A 26,328-nucleotide genomic window follows, 5' to 3' on the forward strand; every position below is an offset into this window, starting at 1 on the left:
ACGCTCTTCAGGATTCGGGACAGGAAGCGTATGACCAGGCGTGACCGGCCTTGACCGCAACGCGTTGCGCCCGCATGCGAGCCAGGAAGGTTTCTCCGTCGAACGTCTTGGGATGACCGGAGGCCTCCCCGGCGTCCAGCGCGTCATGCAACACGCGCACCTGTGCGTTGCATGATTCGGGCGGCCGCCATCTCGCTCGCATGGTGTCGCTATCGGAACATCGCTCCGACAGCCCGCTGGCGTCGACGTACTCGACAACGTGATCGTCTGGAGAAACAGGCGCTTTTCTCGACATGATTCACTTCGTTTGAGCACGATGGGCATATACCAAGGCCAGATACATGCCGTCTGTCATGACTGGGAGCGGATTGTGAATGCCCGGCCCCAACCTCGCGTCGCATCCTCCATCACACCAGAAACGCCTCGGCCAACTTCACCCAGTACGACGCGCCAGTCGGCAGCACCGCATCGTTGAAGTCGTAGCCGGGGTTATGCACCATGCAGCCGCCCTCCCCGTCGCCGTTGCCGATGATCAGATAGCAGCCCGGCCGTTTCTCGAGCAGGAACGCGAAATCCTCGCTGCCGGTGAGCGGCACCATCCCGTCGATCAGATTGGCTTCGCCGCCCCATTCGCGTGCGACGCCGCGCGCGAACGCCGTCATCTCCGCATCGTTCACGAGCACCGGATAGCGGCGCTGGTAGTCGATCGTCGCGGTCGCGCCGAACACGGCCGCCTGCGCATGGACGACCTCCTTGATGCGCGTTTCGAGCAGGTCGCGCACGTCGGGCTTCAGCGCGCGCACCGACAGGCGCATCTGCGCGCGATCGGGAATCACGTTCGGCGCGTCGCCCGCGTGGATCGCGCCGACCGTGATGATCGCCATGTCGAGCGGCGACACGTTGCGCGACACGATCGTCTGCAACGCCAGCACGATTTGCGCGCACACGACCACCGGATCGATCGCCCGGTGCGGCACCGCGCCGTGGCCGCCGCGGCCCTGCACGTCGATGACGACGGTATCCGACGACGCCATGAACGGCCCCGGCAGGAAACCGAACTTGCCGGTCGGGAAGCCCGGCATGTTGTGCATCGCGAAGATCGCGTCACACGGAAATTGCTCGAACAGCCCTTCGTCGAGCATCTTCTTCGCACCGCCGAGCCCTTCCTCGGCCGGCTGGAAAATCAGGTTCAGCGTACCCGAGAAGCGGCGTTCGCGCGCGAGGTGCTTCGCGGCCGCGAGCAGCATCGCCGTGTGCCCGTCGTGGCCGCACGCGTGCATCTTGCCCGCGATCGTGCTCTGGTACGGCAGGCCCGTCGCTTCGTGGATCGGCAGCGCGTCCATGTCGGCGCGCAGGCCGAGGCGCTGCTGGCCGTCGCCCACTTTCAACTGCGCGACGACGCCGGTGCCGCCGAGCCCGCGATGCACGGCGTAGCCCCACGACTGCAACTGCTCGGCGACGAGCTCGCTCGTCGCGAATTCCTCGAAACCCAGTTCGGGATGCGCATGGATGCGGTGCCGGATCTCGATCATTTCGTCGGCGAGGCCTGCGGGGATCACGCTGTGCGTCACGGTGTCGTCTCCTGTTATGCAGTGGGGAATGTGCAGGCAAGGATAGTGCGTTGAGCAGCAACCGGACAGACAGAAAGTCGTCGTGGCGGCAACCACTGATTGCCGGTCGGATCGCGCACGCAGGGGACGAAGCGCGGCCCTCGCGAGCGCTATGCCGTCCGGACGACTGCCGCTGGCGATCGGCACGCACGACACTGTGTGTTCAGGTTCGAATTTTCATGCGGAGGGGATCGTTGGGTGTCGCTCAACAATCTGGAATAATCCATTTACATCAAATGGTTGGGAACGTTTGTTCATTTTTTGACGAATGTACATTCTTTGTGTACGCTGACAAAACAGTGAACAAGCGATCCTCCGTGATGCCCGCAAACGCTCCTCTTCCGATATCAGAACAGCACGTGCTCGATGAGGCCTGTGCCGCGTTCGCGCGCGCGACCCGGCGCTTCGCTGCGCGGCCCGTGCGCGTGCCGGCGACGTACCGGGCGCGCGCCGACGCAATGATCCGCTTCGACATCGCCGGGCAGACTATCGAGATGCCGGCGGCCGTGAGCATCGGCGTCGAATCGCTGCAGGGCGCGCTCGCGGCGCTGCGTCGCCGCGGCGGCACGCCGGCGCCGGGCGAGCGGCCGCTGATGCTGGTCGCGCCTTATTTTTCCGCCGAACTGGCCGCCCGCCTGATCGAGCACGACATCCCGTTTCTCGATACCGCCGGCAATGCGAGCCTGATCCAGCCGGAGGCCACCGTGATGATCGCCGGTCGGCCGAAACCTGCCCGCACGCCGCGCCGTCAGGCGTCACGCGCGACCACGCCGAAGGGGCTCGCCGTGATGTTCGCACTCGCGACGCAGTCGGGCCTCGTCGCGCAGCCGTATCGGGGGATTGCCGCCGCGTCGGGCGTCGCGCTCGGCACGGTCAACCTTGCGATGGACGATCTGATCGCGCGCGGCCTCGTCGCGCAACGGCGCAACGGCGAGCGCCTGATTCCCGACTGGCCGCGCTTCGTACAGGAGTGGGTCGCGCTCTACCCGAGCCGCCTGCGCGCGAAGTTGCCGGCCCGGCGGTTTGCCGCGATCTCGCCAGACTGGTGGCGCGACTTCGATTTCGCGTCCTTCGATGCGCAACTCGGCGGCGAACCCGCGGCCGATCTGCTGACTCACGATCTGAAGCCCGCCACGATCACCGTCTATACGCACGGCGCCGTGCCGAACCGCCTGCTGCTGCAAGGCCGCATGCGTCCGGACGAACGTGGCGACGTCGAAATCCTCGAAGCGTTCTGGCCGCGCTCGCCGGCGCTCGACTGGCGCGAGCAGGATGTGCCGCTCGTGCCGCCGCTTCTGATCTATGCGGATCTCGTCTCGTCCGGAGACAGCCGCAACCTTGCCGCCGCCGCGCAGCTCCATGACCGATACCTCGCCCACCCGCCCGCTTGAAATCGATGCGAGCCGGCCGCTCGAGCCGGCGGCGGTCGCGCTGCTGCAAGCGGTCGGCGCGGCCTGCGCGCATCTCGACGCGGCCTTCGTCGTGGCCGGTGCGACCGCGCGCGACATTCTGATGTGGCACGTGCACGGCATCCGTCCGGTGCGTGCGACGCGGGATGTCGACGTTGCCGTATGCGCGGTGAGCTGGCCGTTTCACGCGCAGCTCGTCGATGCGCTCGTCGCGACCGGACAATTCGCGCACGCGCCGAAGCATCAGCAGAAGCTGCTGTTCGACAGCGGCACGCCGGGTTTTCGCACCGAACTCGATCTCGTGCCGTTCGGGCCGCTCGAAACGCCGCCCGGGGAAATCGCGTGGCCGCCCGGCGGCGAGTTCGTGCTGAACGTGCTGGGTTTCCAGGAGGCGGTCGATACGGCACTGCCCGTGTCGGTCGGCGCGGGCGTCGTGGTGCCGGTGGCCAGCCTGCCGGCGCTCGCGCTGCTGAAGCTGCTTGCGTGGAAGGACCGGCGCGCGCGCCAGAACAGCGACGCGTACGACCTGCTGTTCCTGCTCACGCATTTTCACGACGCGGGTAATCGCGAGCGCATCTGGGACGTCGCGCCCGATCTGGTGGAACGACATGGTTTCCAGCCGGAGCTGGCGGCGGCGGCGTTGCTGGCGCGCGATGCGAAACGGATTGCGTTGCCGCATACGCGCGACGCCATTCACGCGCTGCTAGCCGACGAAACGATGTACGCGATGCTCGGGCAGGACCTGCTGGCACGTGCGTTCGCGCTGTTGCCGGGTGAGTTCGACGACGACGCGGACCGGTATCTCGACGCGTTCCGTGACGCCTTTCTTGCCGGCCCACCCGCCCGCCGCGTGTGACGTGACGCAGCCCGGCAAGCGGACGACGCTGCCGCGCGTCGGGGTCAAGCCACCCAGTCTTCGACGGGCAACCCCGCGACACGACTGAATTCGCGGCCGTTGTTCGTGACCAGCACCGCGCCGGCCGCGATCGCATGTCCGGCGATCGACGCATCGTTCGCGCCGATCGGCGTGCCGCGTAGGGCGAGATCCGCCCGAATCGCGGCGGTAGCGTCGACTGCCGCCGAATCCCACGACAGCACACCATCCAACCGCGAAACGAAGGCCGTCACGAGTTCCGCATGCTTCGGCGACGCTTTCTTGCCCACCGCGCCAAAGCGCATCTCGGCGTAGGTCACGGCCGACACGACGATCCGGTGCTGTGCGTTGACGCACGACTGCAACCGCGACAGCACCACGGGCGGCCGCTCGCGCATGATGAACGAACAGATATTCGTATCGAGCATGTAGAGCGTGGTCACCGGTTGGACTCCGACGGCGCGTCGGCATCGCCGGACAGGTCGAAGCGACCGGACTCGATGACGGCCGGGCGTTCGGCCAGGAAATCGGCATCGGCCAGCGGTTCGTTCGCGAACGACAGCCACGTGGGACGTACCGGCCGCAACAGCAGCGTGTCGCCCTCGCGGCGGATCTCGAGTTCCGTGACACCCTCGAACTCCATGTCCTTCGGGATGCGGATTGCCTGGTTACGGGCGTTCTTGAAAATGGAAACAGTGCGCATGAGCCACTCCATGGGAGTACGATGCGCCCATTCTAAACATATGCTGGCATATGTCAATTTGTCGGGACGCGCATTCGCGGTTGCGTCCCACGTTGTCGCGGATGTCTGATTCATGCTGCCGGCCTGTCGTCGATGAGAGGAGCGATCCATTCTTCACGACGCAGGCCGCGCGGTCCATATACCGGACGGCCGATGCATGCGCATCGCCAGGCTACGCAGGCCGTCGCACCGACGCCGCGCGCCCGCCTCGTCACGGCAACCGGAAAGTGTCAAAGAACGTATCGCGCTCGATCACCGTGAGCGCCGCGCGCTTGTGTGGGAAATCGAATTCCTTCAGCGTGTAGAACCCGAGCCGATGCATGTACGCGATATGCCGCACGTGATCGACGCGCGGTTCGCCGACGAGCCGCTGCGTACGCGGTTCGTCGACGAACATGTAGTGCAGCACCCCGCTCCACCACGCATGCAGCTTGCCGGCGCTCTGGAACCGCGAGTCGCCGATCAGCAGGTGCAGCCCGCGATCGTAGTCGTGTGCGTCGTAGAACGGCGCGAGGCGGTCCTCCTTCGCCCAGTAGAACTCGAAATAGCCGAACGGCGTGTCGTCGAAATAGCCGATCATCGGGTGCATGTGCGGATCGGCCAGCCGTTCGGCGAGATACGCCGCATGCTCGTCGCGCGTGCCGCGCTGGTCCCAGAAATGCGCGACGCGGTCGAGGTTCATCCAGCCGCTGAACAGGTCCGCGTGCGCGTCGATGTCGACGGTGCGCAGGCTGAACGTCATGCCGACCTGCGGCATCGCGCGCGCATAGATCTCGCCGGCCGGCGACGGCGGCCGCACCGGATGCCGGTGGCCGTTCGTGATCGCGTAGCGCAGCGGCATCCCGCCCGACGCAGGCGCCTTCAGCCACGGCCGCGGGTTCTGCCAGAACGTCGTGCGCGACACGGTGAGCCGCAGCGCGTCGCCCGCGACCTGCGCGCCGTCGATCACGCCTTCGCGCACCGCCCGCGCGACGTACGAGGCCACGGCCGCCGCATCGGCGCCGCCGAGCGGCACCGTGATCGTCGCCGCGTCGTGCCGCGTGTCGGTGTTGAACAGCGCGACGAACGTCGCGAGCAGCGCGTCGGGCGCGTCGTCGGGCCGCCATGCGTCGAGCGCATGCTCGACGACCGCCGCCGCCTGCCCGTGCGCGGCGCCGTCGAGCGCGGCGGCCACTTCACCTTCGACGGCGTCGGCGGCGCCGGCCGGTTTCGTCAGCGTGTCTTGCATCACAATGCTCCCGCGTCGTGGCGATCGGCGAGCACATGCAGCCCGCGCTCGAGCGCCGGAAACAGGCTGTGCTGGAAGTTGTTCCAGCGCAGTTCGAGAATCGTGTCGTCCGGCGCGATCGGCGTGTCGAGCACGTCGCAGATCACCTCGCCGGAATCGATACCGTTGTCGACGTAGTGGAACGACGCGCCCGTCATCGTCACGGGTTCGGTGGACGACGTCGCGCCGGTGGCCCAGTCGACCCGTTCGCCGCGCGCGCCGTGCAGCGCGTCGAGCGTCGCCCACGCGCCGCGCCGCTGGTACGGCGAATCGTCGGCGGTGATGCCCGGGTGGATGTTCGCGATGCGCCGGTGAAAGCGCGCGCCCGGCCGCACGAGTTCGTCGAGGATCACGAGCAGCCCGTCGAGCACGACGATGTCGGCGTCGAGTTCGAGCAGGCGCTCGAGCACGCGGCGCTCGAACGCCTGTTTGCCGGCCACGCGCTCGCGCGCGTCGCGCGGCAGCCGCCGGTACGTCGACGGGATCGAACAGAACAGTTCGTCGACCGGCCGGCCCTGCACCGTCAGCCCTTCCGGCAGGATCCACGGGCGGCCCGGCGTGCGCGCGAAGCCGTAATCGGCCACTTTCGCGCGGTCGGCCGGCGAGCCTTCGTCGTCGTCGACGATCACGCCCTGGAGCGTGTAGCGTTCGCCGAGCGGCGAATCGTTCAGGCGCTCGACGAGGAATTCGAGCGGCGCCTTCATGTAGCGCGTGCCGCCGCGATAAGCGACCGGCTGGCCGGCGCGATCGGCCGCGCCGTTGCGCAGCGACTGGATGTAGACGAGATTTTTCTTCGGCATGGAGGCGTCGTGGAAAAAAGCGGACGAAGGCGCCGCGGCCGGCCCGCCCCGGCTACGAAGGCCGGCCGGCGAGCCGCGGCGCGCGACGTCACCAGTTGTATTTCGCGGTGGCGATCACCGTGCGGTCGGTCCCGAAGATGCAGACGTTGTTCGACTGGCAACCGCTGATGTAATGGCGGTTGAACAGGTTCGTCCCGTTCACCGCGAAGCGCCAGTTGCGCATGTCGTAATGCAGGCCCGCGTCGAACAGCGTGACGCTCGATACCGTCAGCGAGTTGTCGGCCGCACCGGCCGACGCGCTCTGGTAGCGAATGCCGCCGCCGAGGCCGAAGCCGGCGAGCGGCCCCGTGTACCAGGTCCAGTCGGTCCACAGCGACGCCATCTGGCGCGGACGCGGAATGTCGACCGGCCAGTTGTTCAGCGAAACGTCGTTGGCCTGCACGTTCTTCACGTCCTGATAGACGTACGACGCGATCACCGACAGGTTGCGCGTGACCTTGCCGGTCGCGCTCAACTCGATCCCGCGCGAACGCACTTCGCCCGTCTGCACCGACTTCGTGCCGGTCGGGTCCTGGCTCGGCAGCGCCGACGTGAGCACGTTGGTCTGGTTGATCTGGTAGATCGCCGCGTTCAGCATCAGGTTCTTGCCGGGCGGCTGCCAGCGCAGGCCGGCTTCGATCTGCTTGCCGCGCGTGGGCTGCGGCAGTCCGCCGCCGACCAGGTTCACGCCGATCAGCGGATTGAACGACGTCGCGTAGCTGACGTACGGCGACAGCCCGTAGTCGCCCTGGTACGTGAGGCCGACGCGGCCCGTGAACGCCGTCACGTCGGCCTTCGTCGACGTGCCGGCCGCGCGGTCGTCCTGCCGCATGTTGACCCAGTCCTCGCGGCCGCCGAGCGTCAGCGTCCAGCGGTTCCACTTGATCTGGTCCTGCGCGTACAGGCCGAACGTGTTCAGCGTCGTGTACGTGTTGGTGCGGAACGTCGCGTCGGGCGTGAACACCGCCGTCGTGACCGGCTGGTACACCGGGTTGTAGATGTTCAGCGGCGGCGCGGCGGCGAGCCACTCGCTGTCGGTCGCGGTCTGCCGGTTGTACTGGAAGCCGAGCAGCAGCGTGTGCTGCAGCGGGCCCGTCGCGAAGCGGCCCTCGAGGTTGTTGTCGATGTCGAAGCGACTGTAGTTCATCTGGAACACGCCGGCCCAGCGCGACACGTCGGTCGTGCTGCCGTCGACGAAGCCGTTGCCGAACACCGAGCCGTTGTCGAGCGACAGGTGCATCAGCCGCGTATTCTGGCGGAACGTCCAGGCCGGCGTCAGGTTGCGCTCGAACTGGTAGCCGACCGACCACTGCTTCTTGCGGTAGTAGTTGAAGCTGCCGTCGCCTTCGTAGATGTCCTTGTTGATCTGGCCGTTCGGGTTCGGCAGCGCCGTGCCCTGCGCGGGCAGGAAGTTCGACGAGATGTCGCCCCAGTCCTGCAGGTAGGTCGCGGACAGCGTCAGCGACGTATCCGCATCCGGGCGCCAGCGGAACGACGGCGCGAGCGCGACGCGCTGGTCGTTGTTCGGGCCCGTCATGGCGTTGCCGTCGCGCGCGACGCCGACGAAGCGGTACGCATACTTGCCGTCCGGATCGAGCTTGTCGCCGACGTCGATCATGAACTGCTTGCGCGCGTAGTTGCCGATCTGCACGCCGGCTTCGCGCACGCGCTCGCCGTCGGCGAGCTTGGTGTGCACGTCGATGATCGCACCGGGATCGCCCGCGCCGTACAGCACCGAGGTCGGCCCGCGCAGCACGCTGATGCTGTCGATCATGTACGGGTCGACGCGCCAGCTCGCGAGGTTGATCGTGTTCGGCACCTGCAGTCCGTTCACGTAGGCGGTCGGCGTGAAGCCGCGCAGCGCAGCGTACCAGTCGGAGCGGTTGTCCGACCCGTACGACGAGAAGCCCGGCACGTAGCGCAGCGCCGCGTTCACGTCGGTGGCGCCGGTCATCTCGATCTGCTGCGCGGTGACGACGTTGATCGTCTGCGGGATCTCGTTGAGCGGCGTGTCGGTCTTGGTGCCGGTCGTGCTGCGCTTCGCGACGAGTCCGACCGTGCCGTCGCCGGCCGAGGCCGCGTTGACGGTGATCGCCGGCAGCGTGCCGTTCTGCGCGGTGCTCGACGTTGACGTCGTCGCGCCGCTTTGCGCACTGCTGGCCGACGCCGCGGCGCCCGCGTTCACGGCCGGCGCCGTCTGCGCGTACGCGTGCCCTGCCGCCGCCGTACCGAACGCGACGCTTGCCGCGGCTGCGATCGCACGCAAACGCGTGCCTGTTGCCCACTCCATCTTCTTCTGCTCCACTTTTTTCATGCGGTCTCCGACCGCGCCTTTGTCAAAGAGCGAAAGCCATCCGGCCCGCGCTCACCCCGTTGTTCGGTCGTTTTTCGTGCGTGGCCCGCGCCGCGCCTTCGTCGTGCGCGGGTGCGATCCCGTCCTCGAGCGACGCGCAGATCTCGTCGGCGCGGCGCGCCAGTACCGACAGCAGCGTGTCGGACAGGCCGTGGCTGTCTTCGCAGCAGCCTTGCAGGTAGATGCGCGGCGCGAAGTGCTCGGGCGTCGCGAGCAGGTAGTCGCGCGTGACGTCGCCGCGCGTGAGCGCATCGCCCAGGTGCGGCGCGAGCCCTTCGAGCAGCGCCGAATGCGTGTCGCGGCGGTAGCCGGTCGCGAGCACGAGCGCGTCGAAACGCTCGACGCGCGTGGCGCCGCTCATCCGGTCGCGCAGCGTCAGCTCGATGCGGCCGTCGGCGGTGCGCACCGCGGCCTCGATCGCGCTGTTCGCGAGCAGCGCATGACGCGGCGTGCCGTCGATGCGCTGCAGATAGAGCATTTCGTAGATCTGCTCGATCAGCGGCCGGTCGACCACCGCGTAGTTCGTGTCGCGATAGCGCTCGAGCAGCGCGCGGCGCGCGTCGTGCGGCTGCGCATAGACGACGTCGGTGAATTCGGGGCTGAAGATTTCGTTGACGAACGGGCTGTCGTCGGCCGGCTTCAGCGCGCCCGCGCGCATCACGAGGCTCGCGTCGACGTGCGGGAAGCGGCGCGCGAGGTCGATGAACACCTCGGCCGCGCTCTGCCCCGCGCCGATCACCGCGACGCGGCGGCGCTCGCCGTCGGGCGACGCGACGAGCCGGTCGATGTCGGCCAGATACGTCGACGAATGGATCACGCGGTCGCGGCCGAGCGCGGCGAACGCATCGGGAATCGCCGGCGTGCCGCCGACGCCCACCGACAGCGCACGCGTGATGCGCTGGCGCTCGTGGCCGGCCGCGTCGCGCGACAGCACGCGCAGCGCGTCGATCTTCGCGCCGTCGCCGCGCACGGGTTCGATCCCGAGCACGGTCTCGCTGTAATGGACGCGATCGTCGAACGCGTCGGCCACCCAGCTCAGGTAGTCGTGGAATTCGACACGGGTCGGATAGAAGTTCTTCAGGTTGATGAATTCGTTCAGCCGGCCGCGTTCGAACAGGTAGTTGATGAACGTGTAGCGGCTTTTCGGATCGCGCATCGTCACGAGATCCTTCAGAAACGAGATCTGCATCCGGCAGTCGTCGAGCAGCATCCCGCGATGCCAGCCGAACTCCGGCTGGCGCTCGATGAAGCAATGGGCGAGCGTGTGCGCGCCGCCGCGCTCCGCGAGGCGCACGGCCAGCGCCAGATTCGACGGCCCGAAGCCGACGCCGATCAGGTCGAATACGGTTTCTCTCTGCATGTCTCAGCTCCCTTTATCGGTGAATCCGGCCCATCAGACGTGACGGCCGGAGAAGAACGTCTCGCGCAGCGTGCGCATCCACAGCGGCTGCGCGTCGGCCAGCGCGAGACGGCGCTGCCGCGCGAAGCCATGCCGCGCGAGATGGTCGGCAACCCGCGTGTGGCCGGCCGGAACGGCACAGCCGACCGCTTCGGTACGCAGGTCGTCGAGAAACAGGTAATGCACGACGGACGGCAGCCAGCCGGCCACGCGGTGCGCACCGCGCCAGCGCGGCTCGCCGACCAGCATCCGCAGCCCGCGGTCGTAGTCGCGCGCCGCGACGTGCGGCGCGAGCGCGTCCTCCTTCAGCCAGAACGCTTCGAAATACGCGAACGGCTCGTCGTCGAAACAGCCGACCAGCCGCGTCACGTGCGGATCGGTTTCCTGCGCGCCTTCCGCGCCGCGTGGCGCGGGCTGTGCGCCGGGCCAGCCGTCGCGCACGCGCGGCTCGTCGAACCAGCGCGCGAGCCGCTCGGTGTCTTCCGCCGGCTGCCAGCCGCGCAGCGTGAAGCGCACGCCGAGCGCCGGCAGGTCGCGCGCATAGACGTCGCCGCGCGGTGCGGGCGGACGGCGCGGATGACGCCGGCCGTCGGTGATCGTCGGCAGCGTCGCGCACGGCAGCGCCGCGCCGACGCGCCACAGGTCGGCCTGCTGCGCCCAGCCGTCGCGCAGGCAGCGGCCGCCGTCGGCCAGCACGCCGCTCGCGCGCAGCGCGTCGAGCGCGACCGCCGGCCATGCGGCCGGGTCGAGCCGAATCGCCGCGTGGCGCGCGCTGTCCGAGAACGCCGCGGCGAGTGCGGCCAGCAGCGCCCGCCGCTGATCGGCCGGCGCCGCGCGATGGTTATAGGCGACGAGGCGCAGCGCGCCGTCGTCGCCGAGCTGCGCGCGCAGCAACTGCGCGCCGATACCGTCGCCCTGCGCGACGCGGATCTCCGCGCCGTCGCGCGCGGCGAACAGGCCGTCCGCGAACGCGAGGCGGTAGGTATCGAGCATCGTGAATCCGTCCGGGCGCACTTCAGCCAGCATGGCGCGCCTCCTGCCCCGTTTCCGCTTGCGCATCGAGCCGCGCGCCGAGCGCCGCGAGCGTCGGCGCCGCGAACACGTCGGCGACCGTCAGCGCATGACCGGCACGGCCGGCCACGTCGACGAAGCGCACGACGTCGAACGACGTCGCGCCGGCTTCGAACAGGTCTGCATCGGCCTCGGGTGCGGCCGTCGCGAACGTGTCCGACCACAGCGCGGCGAGCGCGGCGGCCGCATGGGACGGCATTGCAGGGGGCTGGGTCGCGGCGCCGGCGCGTGCGCCGGACGCAGCGTGCGCGGCTGCGTGCTTATCAGGTGCGCCGAGCGCCGCCTCCGATGCGCCGGCGAACCGCGCGACTTCGTCGTGATACAGATCGACGAGCGTCTCGACGAAATCGCGCGCGAGCAGTTCGTCCGCATACGAGAACGCGGCGCTCACGCGGCCATCCGGATGCTCGACGACGTCCAGCTCCAGCGTGAACACGACGCGATGGCGCACGTCGTCGAATCCGGCCAGCGACAGACCGGCCCAGTCGCGTGCGGCGGCGCCGGTCGGGCGCAGGTAGTTGAACATCACCTGGAACAGCGGATTGGCCTGCGCGGCGCGCGGCGCACGCAGCGCGGCCACGACGTCGGCGAACGGCACGTCGGCATGCGCATAGGCGGCAAGCGCCGTGTCGCGCACTTGCGCGAGCACGTCCGCACGGCGCGCGGACGGGGCGATCCGCGTGCGCACGACGACCGAGTTGATGAACAGGCCCAGCGCGGCGCGGGCCGCGTCGCCCGTGAGTTCGCGCGTCGACGCGAGCACGCCGACCGGCTGGTCGGCCGCGCCCGTCGCGCGGAACAGCGCGGTGTTGAGCGCCGCGTGCAGCAGCATCGGCAGCGTCGCGTGCGAGGCCGACGCGGCGTCGCGCGCGGCGCGAATCAGTGGCGCATCGAATTCGAATGCAATGCGGGCCGCGCGCCATTGCGGCACGGCCGGCGCATCGGTGCGCTGCGGCAATATGCGCGACGGCAGATCGGCGAGCGCATCGCACCAGTACGCGACGCGCGCCGGATGGCACGGCGCGGGCAGCACGAGCGGTGGCGCGGCCGGTTCGACGGCTTCACCGGCCGGCACGGCGCTGCGCTGCACGCGGGCGACATAGCGGGCGCGCACCGCGTCGAGCCACAGCTCGATCGATTCGCCGTCCGACACGATGTGGTGGATCGTCACCGACAGCACGTGATCGTCCGCGCCGAGCCGCAACACGCGGGCGCGCCACAGCGGCGCGTCGGCCGCGAGGTCGAACGGGGCGAGCGCATCCGCGTCGGTCAGCGCGGTCGCGCGAGCCAGCGCATCGGCTTGCGCCGACAGGTCGATCACCGGCAGATCGACGGCAACGTCTGCGTCGATCCGCTGGCCCGGCAGCGCGCCGTCGCGGACGACGAGCCGCGCGCGCAGCGCCGGATGCCCGGCGGCGGCATCCGCGAACGCGGCGCGCAGCGCATCGACGTCGAGCGGGCCGCGCACGCGCAGCGCGACCGGAATGTTGTATGCGGCGCTGTCCGGCTGCGCGCGCCACAGGAACCACAGGCCGAGCTGCGCGGGCGACAGCGGCCACACGCCGTGCGCGTCCGGTTTGGCCATGGCGACGCCCGGCGCCGTGGCGCCGGTATGCGCGGCGCGCGGCGCATCGGCCACCTGCCGCGCGTATGGCGCGAGCACGGGCGCCTCGAACAACGCACGCACCGGCACGTCGCGGCCGAGCCGCTCGGCCACGCGCGTCGCGACGCGCACGGCTGCCAGCGAATGGCCGCCGAGGTCGAAGAAGTGATCGCCGCGGCCCACGCGTTCGAGGTTCAGCACGTCGCACCAGATCGCCGCGAGCGCGGCTTCGTCGCCGTCGTGCGGTGCCTCGTACGCACGTTCGACCCGCACCGGCGCCGGCAACCGCGCGCGGTCGACCTTGCTGTTCGCGTTGCGCGGCAACGCATCGAGCACGATCAGTTGCGCGGGCACCATGTAGTCGGGCAGCGTGCGGCGCAGGTGCGCATCGAGCGTCGCGGCTTCGACCGGCTGCGCGGCCGCCTGCGCTTCGGCGGTCAACTCGACATACGCGACGAGTTGCGCGAGCGCGCCCTGTCCGTGCACGACCGCGCAGGCTTCGCGCACCGCGTCGTGCGCGGCGAGCTGCGCTTCGATTTCGCCGAGTTCGATGCGCAGGCCGCGCAGCTTCACCTGATGATCGACGCGGCCGATGAAATCGAACACGCCGTCCGCGCGGCGCCGCACGAGATCGCCGGTCCGGTACAGCCGCGCGCCCGGCGCACCATACGGATCGGGCACGAAACGCTCGGCCGTCAGCGCCGGCCGGTCGAGGTAGCCGCGTGCGACGCCGATGCCCTCGCCGCCCAGATACAGTTCGCCGATCACGCCGACCGGCAGCGGATGCAGCCGCGCATCGAGCACGTGCGCGGTGCGCGCGCCGACCAGCGTACCGATCGGCAGATACGCGGCGTCGCCGAGCTTCGCGAGATCGTCGCCGGGACGGAACATCCACAGCGTCGGCGTGATGACCGTTTCGGTCGGGCCGTAGCCGTTGACCACGCGCACGTTCGGCAGCGCGCGGCGCAGCATCGCGAACGCCTCGCGCGACGTCGCCTCGCCGCCGACGGTCAGCGAACGCAGCGTCGGCGGCGCGCCGTGCGCGAGCGCCCATTCGGCGAGCTGGGCCGCGCAGCCGGGCGGCACGTAGGTCATCGTCACGCCGTCGCGGATCATCATCGCGCAGGTCTGCGCGGGCGGCCACAGCACGTCGGCCGTCACCGACACGGCGGCGCCCGACATGTATTGCGAAAACCAGCCTTCGTGCGCGCCGTCGAAATTGACCGACTGGAACAGCAGGAACACGTCGTGCTCGCCCGCGCCGTAGCGCTCGGCGATCGCCGCGCAATGCAGCGCGAACGACGCGTGGTCGACGATCACGCCCTTCGGCTTGCCGGTCGAACCCGACGTGTAGATCGCATACGCCGCATGACCGGGCAGCACGTCCGGCAGCGCGACGTGCGCGGCTTCGTCGAGCGCGGCGATTTCGTCCGCGCGCCAGATGCGCAATTCAGGCAAGTCGGGCAGCGACGCGGCGCTCGCGGCGTCGGTCAGCACGTGCGCAATGGCCGCATCGCCGACGATCTGCGCGAGCCGTTCGCGCGGATGAGCCGGATCGAGCGGCACGAACGCGGCGCCCGACTTCAGCACCGCGATCAGCGCGACGAGCAGGTCGACCGAGCGCTGCAGCGCGACGCCGACGCGCATCTCGGGCCGCACGCCGGCCGCCACCAGATGGCGCGCCAAACGTGCGGCACGGGCATCGACCTCGCCGCGCGTCAACGCGCGATCGATATCGGCGACACCGCGTGCGTCGGGCCGCGCGTGCGCATGGGCGGCGATGCGTGCATGCACCGGTACGAACGGCTCGGCGGCGGTCGCGCCGGCCGGCGCGTTCCACGCGAAGAGCTGCGCGCGTTCGTCGGCGGGCAGCCAGTCGAGATCGCCGATCGGCAGATCGGGGCGCGCGAGCGCATCGGTCAGCAGCGTGACGAAGCGCGCGGCCAGCCGTGCGATCGCATCCGCGTCGAACAGGTCGAGCGCGTAGATGAAGGCGGCGTCGAACGTGCCGTCCGGCGTCGCTTCGACGGACAGCGTCAGGTCGAATTTCGCGGACGGCGTGCCCGACGGCAGCAGCGCGGCCGACGCCGCGCCGAGCGGCGGCAGCGCGCGGCGTTCGCCATACGCGGCCATCACCTGGAACAGCGGATGGTGGCTCGCGCTGCGCGGCACGCCGAGCGCGTCGACCACCTGCTCGAACGGCACGTCCTGGTGCATCTGCGCATCGACGAGCGCACGCTGCGTACGCGCGACCAGCGACGAGAAATCGCCGTGCGCGGGCACGTCGACGTCGATCGCGAGCGTATTGACGAAGAAGCCGATCAGGCCGGCGACTTCCGCGCGCTCGCGGTTCGCGGCCGGCACGCCGACGCAGATCCGCGCGTCGCCGGTCGCGCGCGCCAGCAGCGCATCGAGCGCGGCGAGCAGCACCGCGAACGGCGTCGCGCCGGACGCGGCCGCGAACGCGCGCAACTGCGCAGCGACGCGCGCGTCGAGCGAAAACACATGGCGCGCGCCGCGCGCACTGCGACGGGCCGGCCGTGCGGTCGCGCCGGGCAGCGTCAGCACGCCGCGCTGCGGATCGAGCCGTTCGCGCCAGAACGCGAGCTGACGGTCGCGCTCGCCGGCATCGAGCCAGCGGCGCTGCCACAGCGCGTAGTCGGCGTACTGAATCGGCAGCGGCGCGAGCGTCACCGGTTCGCCCGACGCATACGCGCGATAGAACGCCGCAAGCTCGAACAGCATCACGCCCGACGACCAGCCGTCCGACACGATGTGATGGACGGTCAGCGCGAGCCAGTGATGCGTCGCGTCGAAGCGCACCAGATGCGCGCGCACGAGCGGCGCCGTGCCGAGATCGAACGGCTCGGCTTCGTCGGCCGTCGCGACGGCTTCCGCGCGTGCCGCGCGCTGCGCGTCCGGCAACGCTTCGAGATCGGTTTCGCGCCACGGGCAGCGCAGCGGTGCGTGGATCGTCTGCGCGACGCCGTCCTGCGCTTCGTCGAAGGTCGTGCGCAGCGCCTCATGGCGCGCAATCAACGCGTCGCATGCAAGACGCAGCGCGTGCACGTCGAGCGGCCCCGTCAGCGCGAGGCGCTCGGTGATGTGATACGCGTCCGGCGCATCGATCAGCCGCGCGTGCAGCCACAGCCGCGTCTGCGCGAACGATGCCGGCACGCGATCGCTGCGCGGCGTGCGCGGCGGGATCGGCAGCACGCGGAAGTCGATGCCGGCCGCGCCGAGCTTGTCGATGAAGACCGCACGCTGCGCGTCGGGCAGTTGCGCGAAACGCGTCGCGAGCGCGAGCCAGTCGGGTTGAACCTTCGTCATCCGTCGTCCTTATTGGGTTTCCAGTTCGCCGAGCAGCGCGTCGATCGCGCTCGCCGCATCGGTCGCGCCGCGTGCCGCGCAGGCCACGTCGATCGCTTCCGCGCAGCGCGCCAGCGTGCGCGTGTCGAACAGCGTGCGCAGCGGCAGCGCGAGCCCCCAGTGCAGGTTCGCCTGCGCGTGGGCCTGCGTCGCGAGCAGCGAGTGGCCGCCGAGCAGGAAGAAATCGCCGTCGCGGCCGATCGCGTCCACATGCAGCACGCGCTGCCAGATGTCGGCGAGCGCGCGCTCGGTATCGGTCGCGAGTTCGACGGCTTCGGTCGCTTCGCGCACCGGCGCGGGCAGCGCATGGCGGTCGCATTTGCCGTTCGGCGTGACCGGCAATGCATCGAGCTCGATCAACTGCGACGGCACCATGTACGCCGGCAGTTGCGCGCGCAACGCACCGAGCAGCGCCGCACGGTCGAGCGGGCCCGCGTCGCCGCGCGCGACATAGCCGATCAGTTGCGCGTCGCGCACGACCACGACCGCATCGTTGACGCCCGGCGCCGCGCGCAGCAGCGCCTCGATCTCGCCCGGCTCGATCCGCTGGCCGCGCAGCTTCACCTGCGTGTCGACGCGGCCGAGGTAGTCGAGCGCGCCGTCCGCGCGCCGGCGTGCGAGGTCGCCGGTGCGGTACATGCGGGCGCCTGGCACGAACGGATCGGGCACGAACCGCTCGGCAGTCAGCGCCGGACGGCCGAGATAGCCGCGTGCAAGGCCCGCGCCCGCGAGATACAGTTCGCCGGTCGCGCCGGCCGGCACCGGCTGCCACGCGGCATCGAGCACGTGCAGTTGCAGGTTCGCGATCGGATGGCCGATCGGCACCGCGACCGCCTGCGCGTCGTCGGGGCCGCAGGTCCAGTGCGATACGTCGATCGCGGCCTCGGTCGGCCCGTACAGGTTCACGAGCGTCGCGTTCGGCAACAGGCGCGCCATCTTCGCGACGAGCTCGGGCGCCAGCGCCTCCCCGCTCGCGACGATCAGGCGCACGCTGTCGCATTGCGCGGCGGCCGAGAAATCGTCGAGATGCGCGGCGAACGCGGCCAGCATCGACGGCACGAAATGCAGCACCGTCACGCCGTGCGCGTGGATCGCGGCGGCCAGGCGCGCCGGGTCGCGGTGATCGCCCGGCGCGGCGATCGCGAGCTTCGCGCCGATCGCGAGCGGCCACACGAATTCCCACACCGACACGTCGAAGCCGAACGGGGTCTTGTGCAGCACGACGTCGTCGTGCGTCAGCCGGTACGCGTGCTGCATCCACGCGATCCGGTTCGCAAGCGCGCCGTGCGTGTTGCCGGCGCCCTTCGGCTTGCCGGTCGAGCCGGACGTGTAGATCAGGTACGCGAGCTGCGCGTCGTCGATCGCGGCGGCTTCGTGGTCGATTTCGCGCGCTTCGTCGGCCAGCAAGTCCGCGACCGTCAGCAATTGCGTATCGGCGCCCTCGCCCAGCGCGGCCTCGACCTGCTCGCGCAGATGCGCCTGCGTGATCGCGACGGCCGGCCGCGCGTCGCGCAGCAGGTACGCAATGCGCTCGGCCGGATAGTCGGGATCGACCGGCAGGTACGCGGCGCCGGCCTTCAGCACGCCGACGAGCGCCATCACCATGTCGAACGAGCGCTCGACGCACAGCGCGACGGGTGTGTCGGGCTGCACGCCGCGCCGGCGCAGTGCGGCGGCGATGCGCGACGTCGCGGCGTCGAGTTCGCGATAGGTCGCGCGCTGCACGCGGCCGTGAGCGTCCGCGTATTCGAGCGCGGTCGCGTCGGGTGTCGCCCGTGCCGCGTCGGCGAATTGCAGGTGCAGCGGCTGCCGCTGTTCGGACGGCCAGACATGTGCGGTGTGCTGCGCATGCACGAGCGTATCGCGGGTCGCATCGTCGGCGATCGACAGCGTGCCCAGCAGCGCGTCCGGCGTACGGGCCAGCGCATCGAGCGCGCAGGCAAACGCGCGATGCCAGGTCTCGACCTGACGCGCGTCGACGCGTGCGGTGTCGTAGCCGTAGTCGATCGTCAGTTCGGCACCGCTTTCGATGACGAGCGTCAGCGCGAAATCGGTCGCTTCGATGCTGCGTATGCCGCTCAACGCCAGCGCGCGCGGATCGGCGTCACGCACCGACTCGTCCACCGGATAGTTCTCGAACACGACCAGCGTGTCGAACAGCGCGCCGCCCGACCCGCGCGCCCAGCGCTGGATGTCGGCGAGCGGCGTGTGCGCGTGTTCGGCGGCCGCCGCGTTCTCGCGTTGCAGCGCTTGCAGCCAGTCGGCCGCACGTTGCTGCGGCGCCGGCGCGGTGATGACCGGCAGCGTGTTGATGAAGAGGCCGAGCACCGAGTCGACGTCCGCAAGCACATCGGGGCGGCCGGCGACGGTCGCGCCGAACGCGACGGCCGGCTGGTGCGTCATCCGCTGCAGCGCGAGCGCCCATGCGCCCTGCACCAGCGTGTTGACGGTCAGCTTCAGCGCGCGGGCGGTTTGCGCGACGCGCGCCGTCGTGTCGGCGTCGAGCGTCGCGCGCCACGTGACCATCTCGGCATCCGCGCGATCGGCCGTGCGCTCCGCGATCAGCGTCGGTGCATCGAGCCGCGCCAGGCGGTCGGTCCAGAAGCGCTCGTCGGCGTCGCGGTCGCGCGTGCCGAGCCATGCGATGAAATCGCGATAGCGCAGCGCCGGGCGGCTCGCGAACGGCGACACGGCGTCCGGGTCGCGGTAGTCGCGCAGCACGTCGGCGAGCAGGCGCGCGGTGCTCCAGCCGTCGAGCAGCACGTGGTGGCGCGTCCAGACGACCCGCCACGCATCGTCCGTCACGCGGATCAGCGTGAGCCGCATCAGCGGCGGCGCGCGCCAGTCGAAGCCGCGCGTGCGGTCGGCCGCGAGCCATGCGTCGAAATCGGCGTCGAGCGTGTCGCCGCGCGTGCGCCAGTCGAGTTGCTCGACCGGCATGCGTGCGTGCCGATGCACGCATTGCAGCGGCGCGGCTTCGTCCGGCATCACGCTCGTGCGCAGGATGTCGTGACGCGCGACGGACGCGTCGAATGCGGCCGCGAGCCGGTCGGCGTCCAGCGCGGTCGCGGTCGCGACGAGCTGGTTCACGTAGCTCGCGTGGCCGGGCGCGAACAGCGCATGGAACAGGATGCCCTGCTGCATCGGCGACAGCGGATACACGTCGTCGATCGCGCACCAGTCGAGCGGCGCGCGTTCGATCGCGGCCTGCGTGAGGCCGGCGGCCTGCGCGAGCGGGAAATCGCCCGGCGTCGCGCCGGCGCCGCGATGCGCGACGCGCGACACGCATGCATCGACGAGTTCGCGCAGCGCGGTCGCGAAGCGTTCGGCGAATGCGTCGATCGTCGCGCGTTCGAATTGCGGCGCACCGTAGACCCAGTGCACCTTCAGCGTGCGCGCGCCGTCGCCGTCCGTGTCGAGGTACGCATGGATCGCGAGCGTATTGCCGAGCGGGCCTCGAGGATCGCGCTCGACGCCGGTGCCGCCGAAGCGCGGGACGAGCGTCGCGTCGCGCGGCGCGTCGAACTGGCCGAGATAGTTGAACGTGACGCGCGGACGCGGCACGGCGGCCAGCGCCGCACGCGTGGCCGCATCGCCGTAGTGCGCGAGCACGCCGAAGCCGAGCCCCTTGTGCGGCACCGCGCGCAGCGTGTCCTTGACCGCGCACAGCGTGTCGCGGGCCGTGGCTGCGACCGGCAGCGTCACCGGGTAATGGCTCGTCAGCCAGCCGATCGTGCGGCTGGCATCCGCGTCGTCGAACAGCGCTTCGCGGCCGTGCCCCTCGAGTTCGACCCGGCACGATGCGGCACCGCGCGCGCCGGCCAGCGCGAGTGCGAGCGCCGCGCCGAGCAGCTCGATCGTCTGCGTGCGATAGGCCGCGTGCGCGTCGGTCAGTGCGGCGCGGGTCAATGTCGCGTCGATCGTCTGCACGACGACGGCCGCATCGGCGTTCGTCGCCGCTGCGTCGGGGTGATCGGGCGCGATGTCGTCGCCCTGCGCCGTGCCGGCCCAGTAGGCGGCTTCCGCTGCGAACGGCGACACCGGTTCCGTTGCCGCGCGGGCGAGCCGTGCGGACCAGGCGTCCGCGCGCAGGCCCGGCTGCGACAGGCGGACCGGCGTGCGCTCGCATGCCGCGCGGTAAGCGGTGTCGAGATCGTCGAGCAGGATGCGCCACGACACGCCGTCGACGATCGCATGGTGAATCGCGAGATAGAGCCGCGTCGAACCGTCCGGCAGCCGTGCCGCGCATGCGCAGGCGAGCGGCCCGTTGCCGAGATCGAGACGGCGTTGCAGCGCGTCGAAGCGCGCCAGTGCATCGGCTTCGTCGCGTGCGGCGACTTCGACGAACGGCAGCGCGTCGTACGGCTTCGCCGCATCGCTCGCGTGCCACGTGCCGGCGGCGGCGCATGCGAAGCGCTGGCGGAATGCGTCGTGATGTGTGAGCAACGCGTCGAATGCGCGCGCGAATGCGTCCGCGTCGAACGCGCCGCGCACGTCGAACGACACCGACTGGTTCCAGTGGCCGCGGTGCGGGATATCGAGCGCGAAGAAGCGCTGTTGTGCGGGCGTCAGGATCGGCTTGGCAGCCGGCGTGGCCGTTGCAGGCGCAACCGCAGGGTGCTGCGCGGTGACGGCCGTGTCATCCGTTTTCGCGACGCGCGCGAGTTCGGCGACGGTCGGCCCGTCGAACAGCTGCTTCGGCGTGAAGCGGACACCGCGCTTGCGCGCCCGGGCGATCACCTGCAGCACGAGGATCGAGTCGCCGCCCAGTTCGAAGAAGTTGTCGTCGCGGCCGACCTTCGGCGCCTTCAGCACGGCCTGCCAGACATCGGCAAGCACCGTTTCGACCGCGCCTTGCGGTGCATCGCCGGACGCGACCACAACCGGCACGGCGGCCAGTTCGCGCAATGCCGCGCGATCGATCTTGCCGTTCGCGGTCACCGGCAGACGCGCGAGCGAGACAAACTGCGCGGGCACCATGTAGTCGGGCAGCGTCGCGGCCAGCGCGGCGCGCACCGCGGCTTCGTCGAACGCCGCGCCGTCGCGCATCACGACGAACGTCGCGAGCCGCAGGCGGCCATCGTGCTCGATCGCGAGCGTTTCAGCCTGCGCGATCGGGCCGGCCGCGCGCACGGCCGCACTCACCTCGCCCGGCTCGACGCGGTAGCCGCGAATCTTCACCTGATCGTCGATGCGGCCGAGGAATGCCAGACGGCCGTCCGTGCGCAACCGCACGCGGTCGCCCGTCCGATACAGCCGCGCGCCCCGCGTGAAAGGATCGGGCACGAAGCGCTCCGCCGTTTGCGCGGGCCGGCCGAGGTAGCCGCGCGCGACGCCCGGCCCGCCCAGATACAGCTCGCCGGTCGCGCCGGCCGGCACGCACGCGCCGAACGCGTCGAGCACCAGCGCGCGCGCATTCGGCAGCGGCAGGCCGAGCGGCACGCCGCTCGCCGGATCGCGCGCGTCGGCGGCAATCGACGCCGTGTCGCACACGATCGCGCCGACCGTCGCTTCGGTCGGCCCGTAATGGTTGATCACGCGGCAGGCCGGCGCGAGCGCGGCCAGCCGTGCGACGAGCGCCCACGTGAGCGTTTCGCCGCCCGTCACGAGCGCGTGGCGCGGCAGCACGTCGGCCGGCACGCGCGCGTCGAGCAGAGCCTGCAGGTGGCTCGGCACGATCTTCAGCACGCCCACGTCGCGGCGGCGCATTTCGTCGGCGAACAGGTCCGGATCGAACGCGCACGCGGCCGGCAGCAGGTGCAGCGTACGGCCCGCGCACAACGCGCCGAACAGCGTCGTGTGGCCGAGGTCCGCGGCGACGGTCGACACCATCGCGAACGACGCGTCGGGCGCGAACGCGAGTTCGTCGAGCATCCCCTGCACGTAGTCAGCCAGCGCGCCGTGCGACACGACGACGCCCTTCGGCGTGCCGGTCGAGCCCGACGTGTAGATCAGGTACGCGCCCTGTTCCGGGTGCGGCGCGACGCGCATGCCGGCCGCATGGGCAAGCGTCGCGTCCTGCGCGAGCGCGTCGACGTCGAGCGGCTGCGTGTCGGTGCCGGCCGGCCACGCGGCCGGGTCCGCGACGAGCGCCCAGCGCGCGCCGCAGTCGGCGGCCGCCGCGGCGAGGCGCGCGGACGGTTGCGCCAGGTCGAGCAGCACGGCCAGCGCGCCGGCTTTCAGCGCGCCGAGCAGGCCGACGACGAACCGTGCCGAACGCTCGATGCAGACGACGACCGCCGCTTCGGCGGCGACGCCGCGTTGCGTCAGCGCCCGCGCGATGCGGTTCGATGCGTCGTCGAGTTCGGCGAACGTCAGCGAGGTCGATGCGTCAGAAAGTGCGACGCGATGCGGATAGGCAGCCGCCTGCCGCGCGAACGCGGCGACGATGTCGGCATGTTCGATGCGCAGCGCACGGCCGTCGCGCGGCTGGCGCGACGCCACCGATGCATCGCACGGCAGCGCGGCCGTCGTCGCGTGCGGTTCATGCGCGGCGGACGCGACGAGCGCCGCATAGCTGTCGAGCCACGCACGCGCGGTATCGGCATCGATGCAGTCGGTCGCATAGGCCGCGACCAGTTCGATCCCGTTCGCGTCGTCGGTGAAATCCAGCGCGAAATCGAAGCGCGCGGCGAGATCGGGCCCCGGCGTCGCGACCGCCGTGGCGCCCGGCAGCACGCTGTCGTGCCGTGCGTCGAACTGCTGCGCGAACTTCACGCGCAGCCATTCGTCGCCGCGCTTGACGGGCGGCTTCACCGCGTCGACGACGCGCTCGAACGGCACGTCCTGGTGCGCGACCGCGTCGAGCGCCGCGGTACGCGCCGCATCGACGAGCGCACGGAACGGCAGCGTCGGCGCCACGCGGACGCGCAGCGCGACCGTATTCAGGAAAAGACCCAGCAACGCACGCGTTTCGGGGCGCTGACGATGCGCGACCGGCACCGCGACGACGACGTCGGTTTCGCCGGTCAGTCGCGACAGCCATGCGTCGAGCGCAGCCAGCAGCACCGTGAAGACGGTCGCCTGCGCGTCGCGCGCGAGTTGCCGCACGTCGGCCGCGACCGCATCGGGCAGGCGCACCGATACGCGCGCGCCGTGCAGCGTGCGTGCGGCGCCCGGCTGGCGGTCGACCGGCAGCGCGAGCGGGCCCGGCACGTCGCACAACGCGCCGCGCCAGTAGTCGAGCTGGCGCTCGCCCTCGCCGCCGGCCAGCATGTCGCGCTGCCAGTCCGCGTAGTCCGCGTACTGGATCGGCAATCCGGGCAGCGACGGTTCGCGGCCTTCGGCATACGCGCAGTACGCAGCCGACAGTTCGTCGAACGCGCACCGCGAACTCCAGCCATCGGTGATCGCGTGATGCGCGGTCAGCAGCAGGCGGTGACGGTCGTCCGCGAGCACGACCAGCGTCGCGCGCAGCAGCGGGCCGCGCGCGAGGTCGAACGGTTCGGCCGCGTCGCGCTCGGCAAGACGCGCGGCTTGCGCGTCGCGGGCAGCCGGCGGCTGCTCGCGCAGGTCGACCGACGCGATCGACACCGGCAGATGCGCGTGAATCCGCTGCATCACGACGCCGTCGTCGTTGTCCACGAGTGTCGTGCGCCACGCTTCATGTCGGCCGATCACGTGATCGAGCGCGCGCTGCAGCGCGTCGCGGTCGAGCACGCCGTCGATCGTCCAGTGCGCGGCGATGTGATACGCCGCGCTTGCGTCGCGCGTTTGCGCGAGCACCCAGAAGCGTTGCTGGGCGAGCGATGCCGCACGATCGACGTACGTCGCACCCGACGCGGCCGCATCGGCCGGCGCGCGGCGCGCGGCAATCGCGGCCAGCGGTTCGCCGGTCTCGCGTTCCGCGCGGTCGACGATTTCGGCCAGTTCGGCGAGCGCCGGATCGGCGAACAGCGTGTCGAGCCGCAGGTTCACGCGCATGGCGGCACGGATCGCGGCCTGCAACTGCATCGCGGCGAGCGAATCGGCGCCCAGCGCCAAGAAACGATCGTCGCGCGACGGCGTGGCGTCGAGGCCCAGCAGCGTCTGCCAGAGGCCCGCGATCTGTTGTTCGGTCGGTGTGCGCGGCGCATCGCCCGCGGCTTGCGTCGTGTCGCGCGCGGCGGCAATCCGCTGGGCGGCAATCCGCTGGGCGGCAATCCGCTGGGCGGCAATCCGCTCGCGCAGCGCGGCACGGTCGAGCTTGCCGTTCAGCGTGTAAGGCAGCGCATCGCACCGCACGAACCCGTGCGGCTGCCACGCGGCCGGCAATTGCGCGGCCACATGCGCCTTCAATGCGGCATCGTCGGCCGCCGCGCGCAGCGCGACGCACGCGATCAAGCGCGTCGGCCCGTTGGCGGTGTCGGCCATCACGGCCGCGTCGGTCACGGCCGGGTGCGAGCGCAGGCACGCGGCGATTTCCGCCGGTTCCACGCGCACGCCGCGCACCTGGACCTGATCGTCTAGGCGGCCCAAATAATCGTATGCGCCGTCGTCGCGCAGGCGTGCCAGGTCGCCGGTGCGATAGACGCGCGCGCCGGGTTCACCGTCCGCATCGGGAATGAAACGCTCGGCCGTGAGCGCCGGACGACCGTGATAACCGCGTGCGACGCACACGCCACCGAGCAGCAGTTCGCCCACCCCATCGGCGTCGGCGCCGTCGATGCACGCGACCCGCGGGCCGATCACGCGGCCGATCGGCAGCGACGCATACGCGTCGTCCGCGGCCAGCACCGGCATCTCGCCCGGCTCGACCGGCCACAGCATCGGCGAGATCACGGCTTCGGTCGGCCCGTAACCGTTGATCAGGCGCACCGCCGGGAACGTGCGGCGCACAAATTCGAACGCCTGCTGCGGCAGCGCTTCGCCGCCGAACGCGAGCACGCGCAAGGCCGGCGGCACGCCGTCGCGCGCGGCGACGGCCGCGAATTCACGCAGGTACGCGGGCGGAAACGCGGCGACGTTCACGGCTTCGCGCACCATCAGCGCATGCGCGTCCACCGGCGCGAACGGCTGCGGCGGCGCCACGACGATGCCGGCGCCGACCGCGAGCGGCGCGAGCCAGCATTCGTGCGCGGCGTCGAAGTTGACCGACGCGAAATGCAGCAGACGGTCGCCGCCCTCGATCGGCAGCGCGGCCGCGAGCGCGTCGCAATGCGCGGCGAGCGGCCCGTGCTCGACGACCACCGCCTTCGGCGTGCCGGTCGAGCCCGACGTATAGATCATGTAAGCGGCCGAACGCGGATGCACGGTCACGATGTCGTCATCGAACACGTGATCCTGCGCGACGCCCGATGCTTCCACCGCTGCGTCGAACGCGTGTTCGAACGGCGTGCCGAGCGCCGCGCGGCCGGCGGCGTCGACGATGCCGTGCCGCAGTTGCGCGTCCTGCACGATCCAGTCGAGGCGCGCGGCCGGATGGCGCGGATCGAGCGGCACGAACACGCCGCCGGCCTTCAGCACGGCCAGCAGCGCGACGAACAGGTCGCCCGACCGCTCGACGCACACGCCGACCCGCACTTCGGCGCCGACGCCGGCCGCCCGCAGTTGCCGGGCGAGTTGCGACGCACGTGCGTCGAGCGCACCGCGCGACAGGCGCAGGTCGTTCTGGAAAGGCACCGCGATGGCGGGCGCGTCGGGCGCGATGCGCGCCAGTTCGCGGATTCGGTGATGCAGCGCAGTCGGGAAACTCGTCATGTGCGTGAAATCCTTCGGTCCGGCCGCTTCGGCCAAGTCTCGGGGCCGCTTGGGGCGGCTTCACTGGTGTGACGAACGACGCGGCCGATTTTTTACCGCTTTGTGCGCAAAATG

The 26,328-nt window shown here is 70.7% G+C and carries 13 protein-coding genes; 2 read left to right on the top strand and 11 right to left on the bottom strand.

Features of this window, described 5'->3' with window-relative positions:
* Positions 1–7: 7 nt before the first annotated feature.
* Both HWX76_RS08195 and HWX76_RS08200 read right to left on the bottom strand, forming a co-directional pair.
* Positions 8–295 carry a type II toxin-antitoxin system ParD family antitoxin gene (locus tag HWX76_RS08195; RefSeq protein ID WP_176015672.1) on the bottom strand — a complete coding sequence of 96 codons (288 nt, stop codon included), beginning with the start codon at positions 293–295 and terminating at the stop codon, positions 8–10.
* Between the two features lie 112 nt (positions 296–407).
* Positions 408–1,571 (bottom strand): M20 aminoacylase family protein, encoded by a 1,164-nt coding sequence (locus tag HWX76_RS08200; protein ID WP_176015673.1) that lies wholly within the window; start codon positions 1,569–1,571, stop codon positions 408–410.
* Between the two features lie 359 nt (positions 1,572–1,930).
* Here HWX76_RS08200 and HWX76_RS08205 point away from each other — a divergent pair, with 359 nt between their 5' ends.
* Positions 1,931–3,001: a type IV toxin-antitoxin system AbiEi family antitoxin gene (locus tag HWX76_RS08205; protein WP_124652857.1), complete on the top strand. Its 1,071-nt coding sequence runs from the start codon at positions 1,931–1,933 to the stop codon at positions 2,999–3,001.
* Positions 2,970–3,875 carry a nucleotidyl transferase AbiEii/AbiGii toxin family protein gene (locus HWX76_RS08210; RefSeq protein ID WP_124630388.1) on the top strand — a complete coding sequence of 302 codons (906 nt, stop codon included), beginning with the start codon at positions 2,970–2,972 and terminating at the stop codon, positions 3,873–3,875. The genes HWX76_RS08205 and HWX76_RS08210 overlap by 32 nt, the downstream gene beginning before the upstream one ends.
* A 44-nt stretch (positions 3,876–3,919) precedes the next feature.
* Here HWX76_RS08210 and HWX76_RS08215 read toward each other — a convergent pair whose 3' ends face one another.
* The 9 genes from HWX76_RS08215 to HWX76_RS08255 form a co-directional block, all read right to left on the bottom strand.
* On the bottom strand, positions 3,920–4,336 hold the full coding sequence (locus HWX76_RS08215) for a PIN domain-containing protein (RefSeq protein WP_089488429.1): 417 nt from the start codon (positions 4,334–4,336) through the stop codon (positions 3,920–3,922).
* Positions 4,333–4,596, bottom strand: a complete 264-nt coding sequence (vapB, locus tag HWX76_RS08220) for a type II toxin-antitoxin system VapB family antitoxin (RefSeq protein ID WP_050012619.1) — start codon at positions 4,594–4,596, stop codon at positions 4,333–4,335. The genes HWX76_RS08215 and vapB overlap by 4 nt, the downstream gene beginning before the upstream one ends.
* 250 nt (positions 4,597–4,846) lie before the next feature.
* Positions 4,847–5,863 carry a GNAT family N-acetyltransferase gene (locus HWX76_RS08225; RefSeq protein WP_124556440.1) on the bottom strand — a complete coding sequence of 339 codons (1,017 nt, stop codon included), beginning with the start codon at positions 5,861–5,863 and terminating at the stop codon, positions 4,847–4,849.
* The gene (locus HWX76_RS08230) at positions 5,863–6,702 is read right to left on the bottom strand and encodes a formyltransferase family protein (RefSeq protein WP_176015674.1); all 840 of its coding nucleotides are present in this window, start codon (positions 6,700–6,702) and stop codon (positions 5,863–5,865) included. Before HWX76_RS08230 ends, HWX76_RS08225 begins: the two co-directional genes overlap by 1 nt.
* A gap of 88 nt (positions 6,703–6,790) precedes the next feature.
* Complete coding sequence (locus tag HWX76_RS08235; RefSeq protein ID WP_176015675.1) at positions 6,791–9,055, bottom strand: TonB-dependent siderophore receptor; 2,265 nt, start codon at positions 9,053–9,055, stop codon at positions 6,791–6,793.
* A gap of 22 nt (positions 9,056–9,077) precedes the next feature.
* A complete protein-coding gene (locus tag HWX76_RS08240) occupies positions 9,078–10,454 on the bottom strand; it encodes a lysine N(6)-hydroxylase/L-ornithine N(5)-oxygenase family protein (RefSeq protein ID WP_175978246.1) in 1,377 nt (458 codons plus the stop codon).
* A 33-nt stretch (positions 10,455–10,487) separates the two neighbouring features.
* Complete coding sequence (locus HWX76_RS08245) at positions 10,488–11,519, bottom strand: GNAT family N-acetyltransferase (RefSeq protein ID WP_050012614.1); 1,032 nt, start codon at positions 11,517–11,519, stop codon at positions 10,488–10,490.
* Positions 11,509–16,497 carry a non-ribosomal peptide synthetase gene (locus HWX76_RS08250; protein WP_176015676.1) on the bottom strand — a complete coding sequence of 1,663 codons (4,989 nt, stop codon included), beginning with the start codon at positions 16,495–16,497 and terminating at the stop codon, positions 11,509–11,511. The genes HWX76_RS08245 and HWX76_RS08250 overlap by 11 nt, the downstream gene beginning before the upstream one ends.
* Before the next feature lie 9 nt (positions 16,498–16,506).
* Entirely contained in the window at positions 16,507–26,214 is a 9,708-nt protein-coding gene (locus HWX76_RS08255) for a non-ribosomal peptide synthetase (RefSeq protein ID WP_176015677.1), read from the bottom strand.
* Positions 26,215–26,328 lie beyond the last annotated feature (114 nt).

The sequence above is a fragment of the Burkholderia sp. BCC0398 genome (assembly GCF_902833245.1).
Taxonomy (GTDB): Bacteria; Pseudomonadota; Gammaproteobacteria; order Burkholderiales; family Burkholderiaceae; genus Burkholderia; species Burkholderia sola.

Bases quoted from the DNA above. Each gene is read 5' to 3' on its own strand.
- HWX76_RS08235 (WP_176015675.1), bottom strand. From the start codon at position 9,055: ATGAAAAAAGTGGAGCAGAAGAAGATGGAGTGGGCAACAGGCACGCGT.
- HWX76_RS08205 (WP_124652857.1), top strand. From the start codon at position 1,931: ATGCCCGCAAACGCTCCTCTTCCGATATCAGAACAGCACGTGCTCGAT.
- HWX76_RS08195 (WP_176015672.1), bottom strand. From the start codon at position 295: ATGTCGAGAAAAGCGCCTGTTTCTCCAGACGATCACGTTGTCGAGTAC.
- vapB (WP_050012619.1), bottom strand. From the start codon at position 4,596: ATGCGCACTGTTTCCATTTTCAAGAACGCCCGTAACCAGGCAATCCGC.
- HWX76_RS08240 (WP_175978246.1), bottom strand. From the start codon at position 10,454: ATGCAGAGAGAAACCGTATTCGACCTGATCGGCGTCGGCTTCGGGCCG.
- HWX76_RS08210 (WP_124630388.1), top strand. From the start codon at position 2,970: ATGACCGATACCTCGCCCACCCGCCCGCTTGAAATCGATGCGAGCCGG.
- HWX76_RS08245 (WP_050012614.1), bottom strand. From the start codon at position 11,519: ATGCTGGCTGAAGTGCGCCCGGACGGATTCACGATGCTCGATACCTAC.
- HWX76_RS08230 (WP_176015674.1), bottom strand. From the start codon at position 6,702: ATGCCGAAGAAAAATCTCGTCTACATCCAGTCGCTGCGCAACGGCGCG.
- HWX76_RS08255 (WP_176015677.1), bottom strand. From the start codon at position 26,214: ATGACGAGTTTCCCGACTGCGCTGCATCACCGAATCCGCGAACTGGCG.
- HWX76_RS08250 (WP_176015676.1), bottom strand. From the start codon at position 16,497: ATGACGAAGGTTCAACCCGACTGGCTCGCGCTCGCGACGCGTTTCGCG.
- HWX76_RS08225 (WP_124556440.1), bottom strand. From the start codon at position 5,863: ATGCAAGACACGCTGACGAAACCGGCCGGCGCCGCCGACGCCGTCGAA.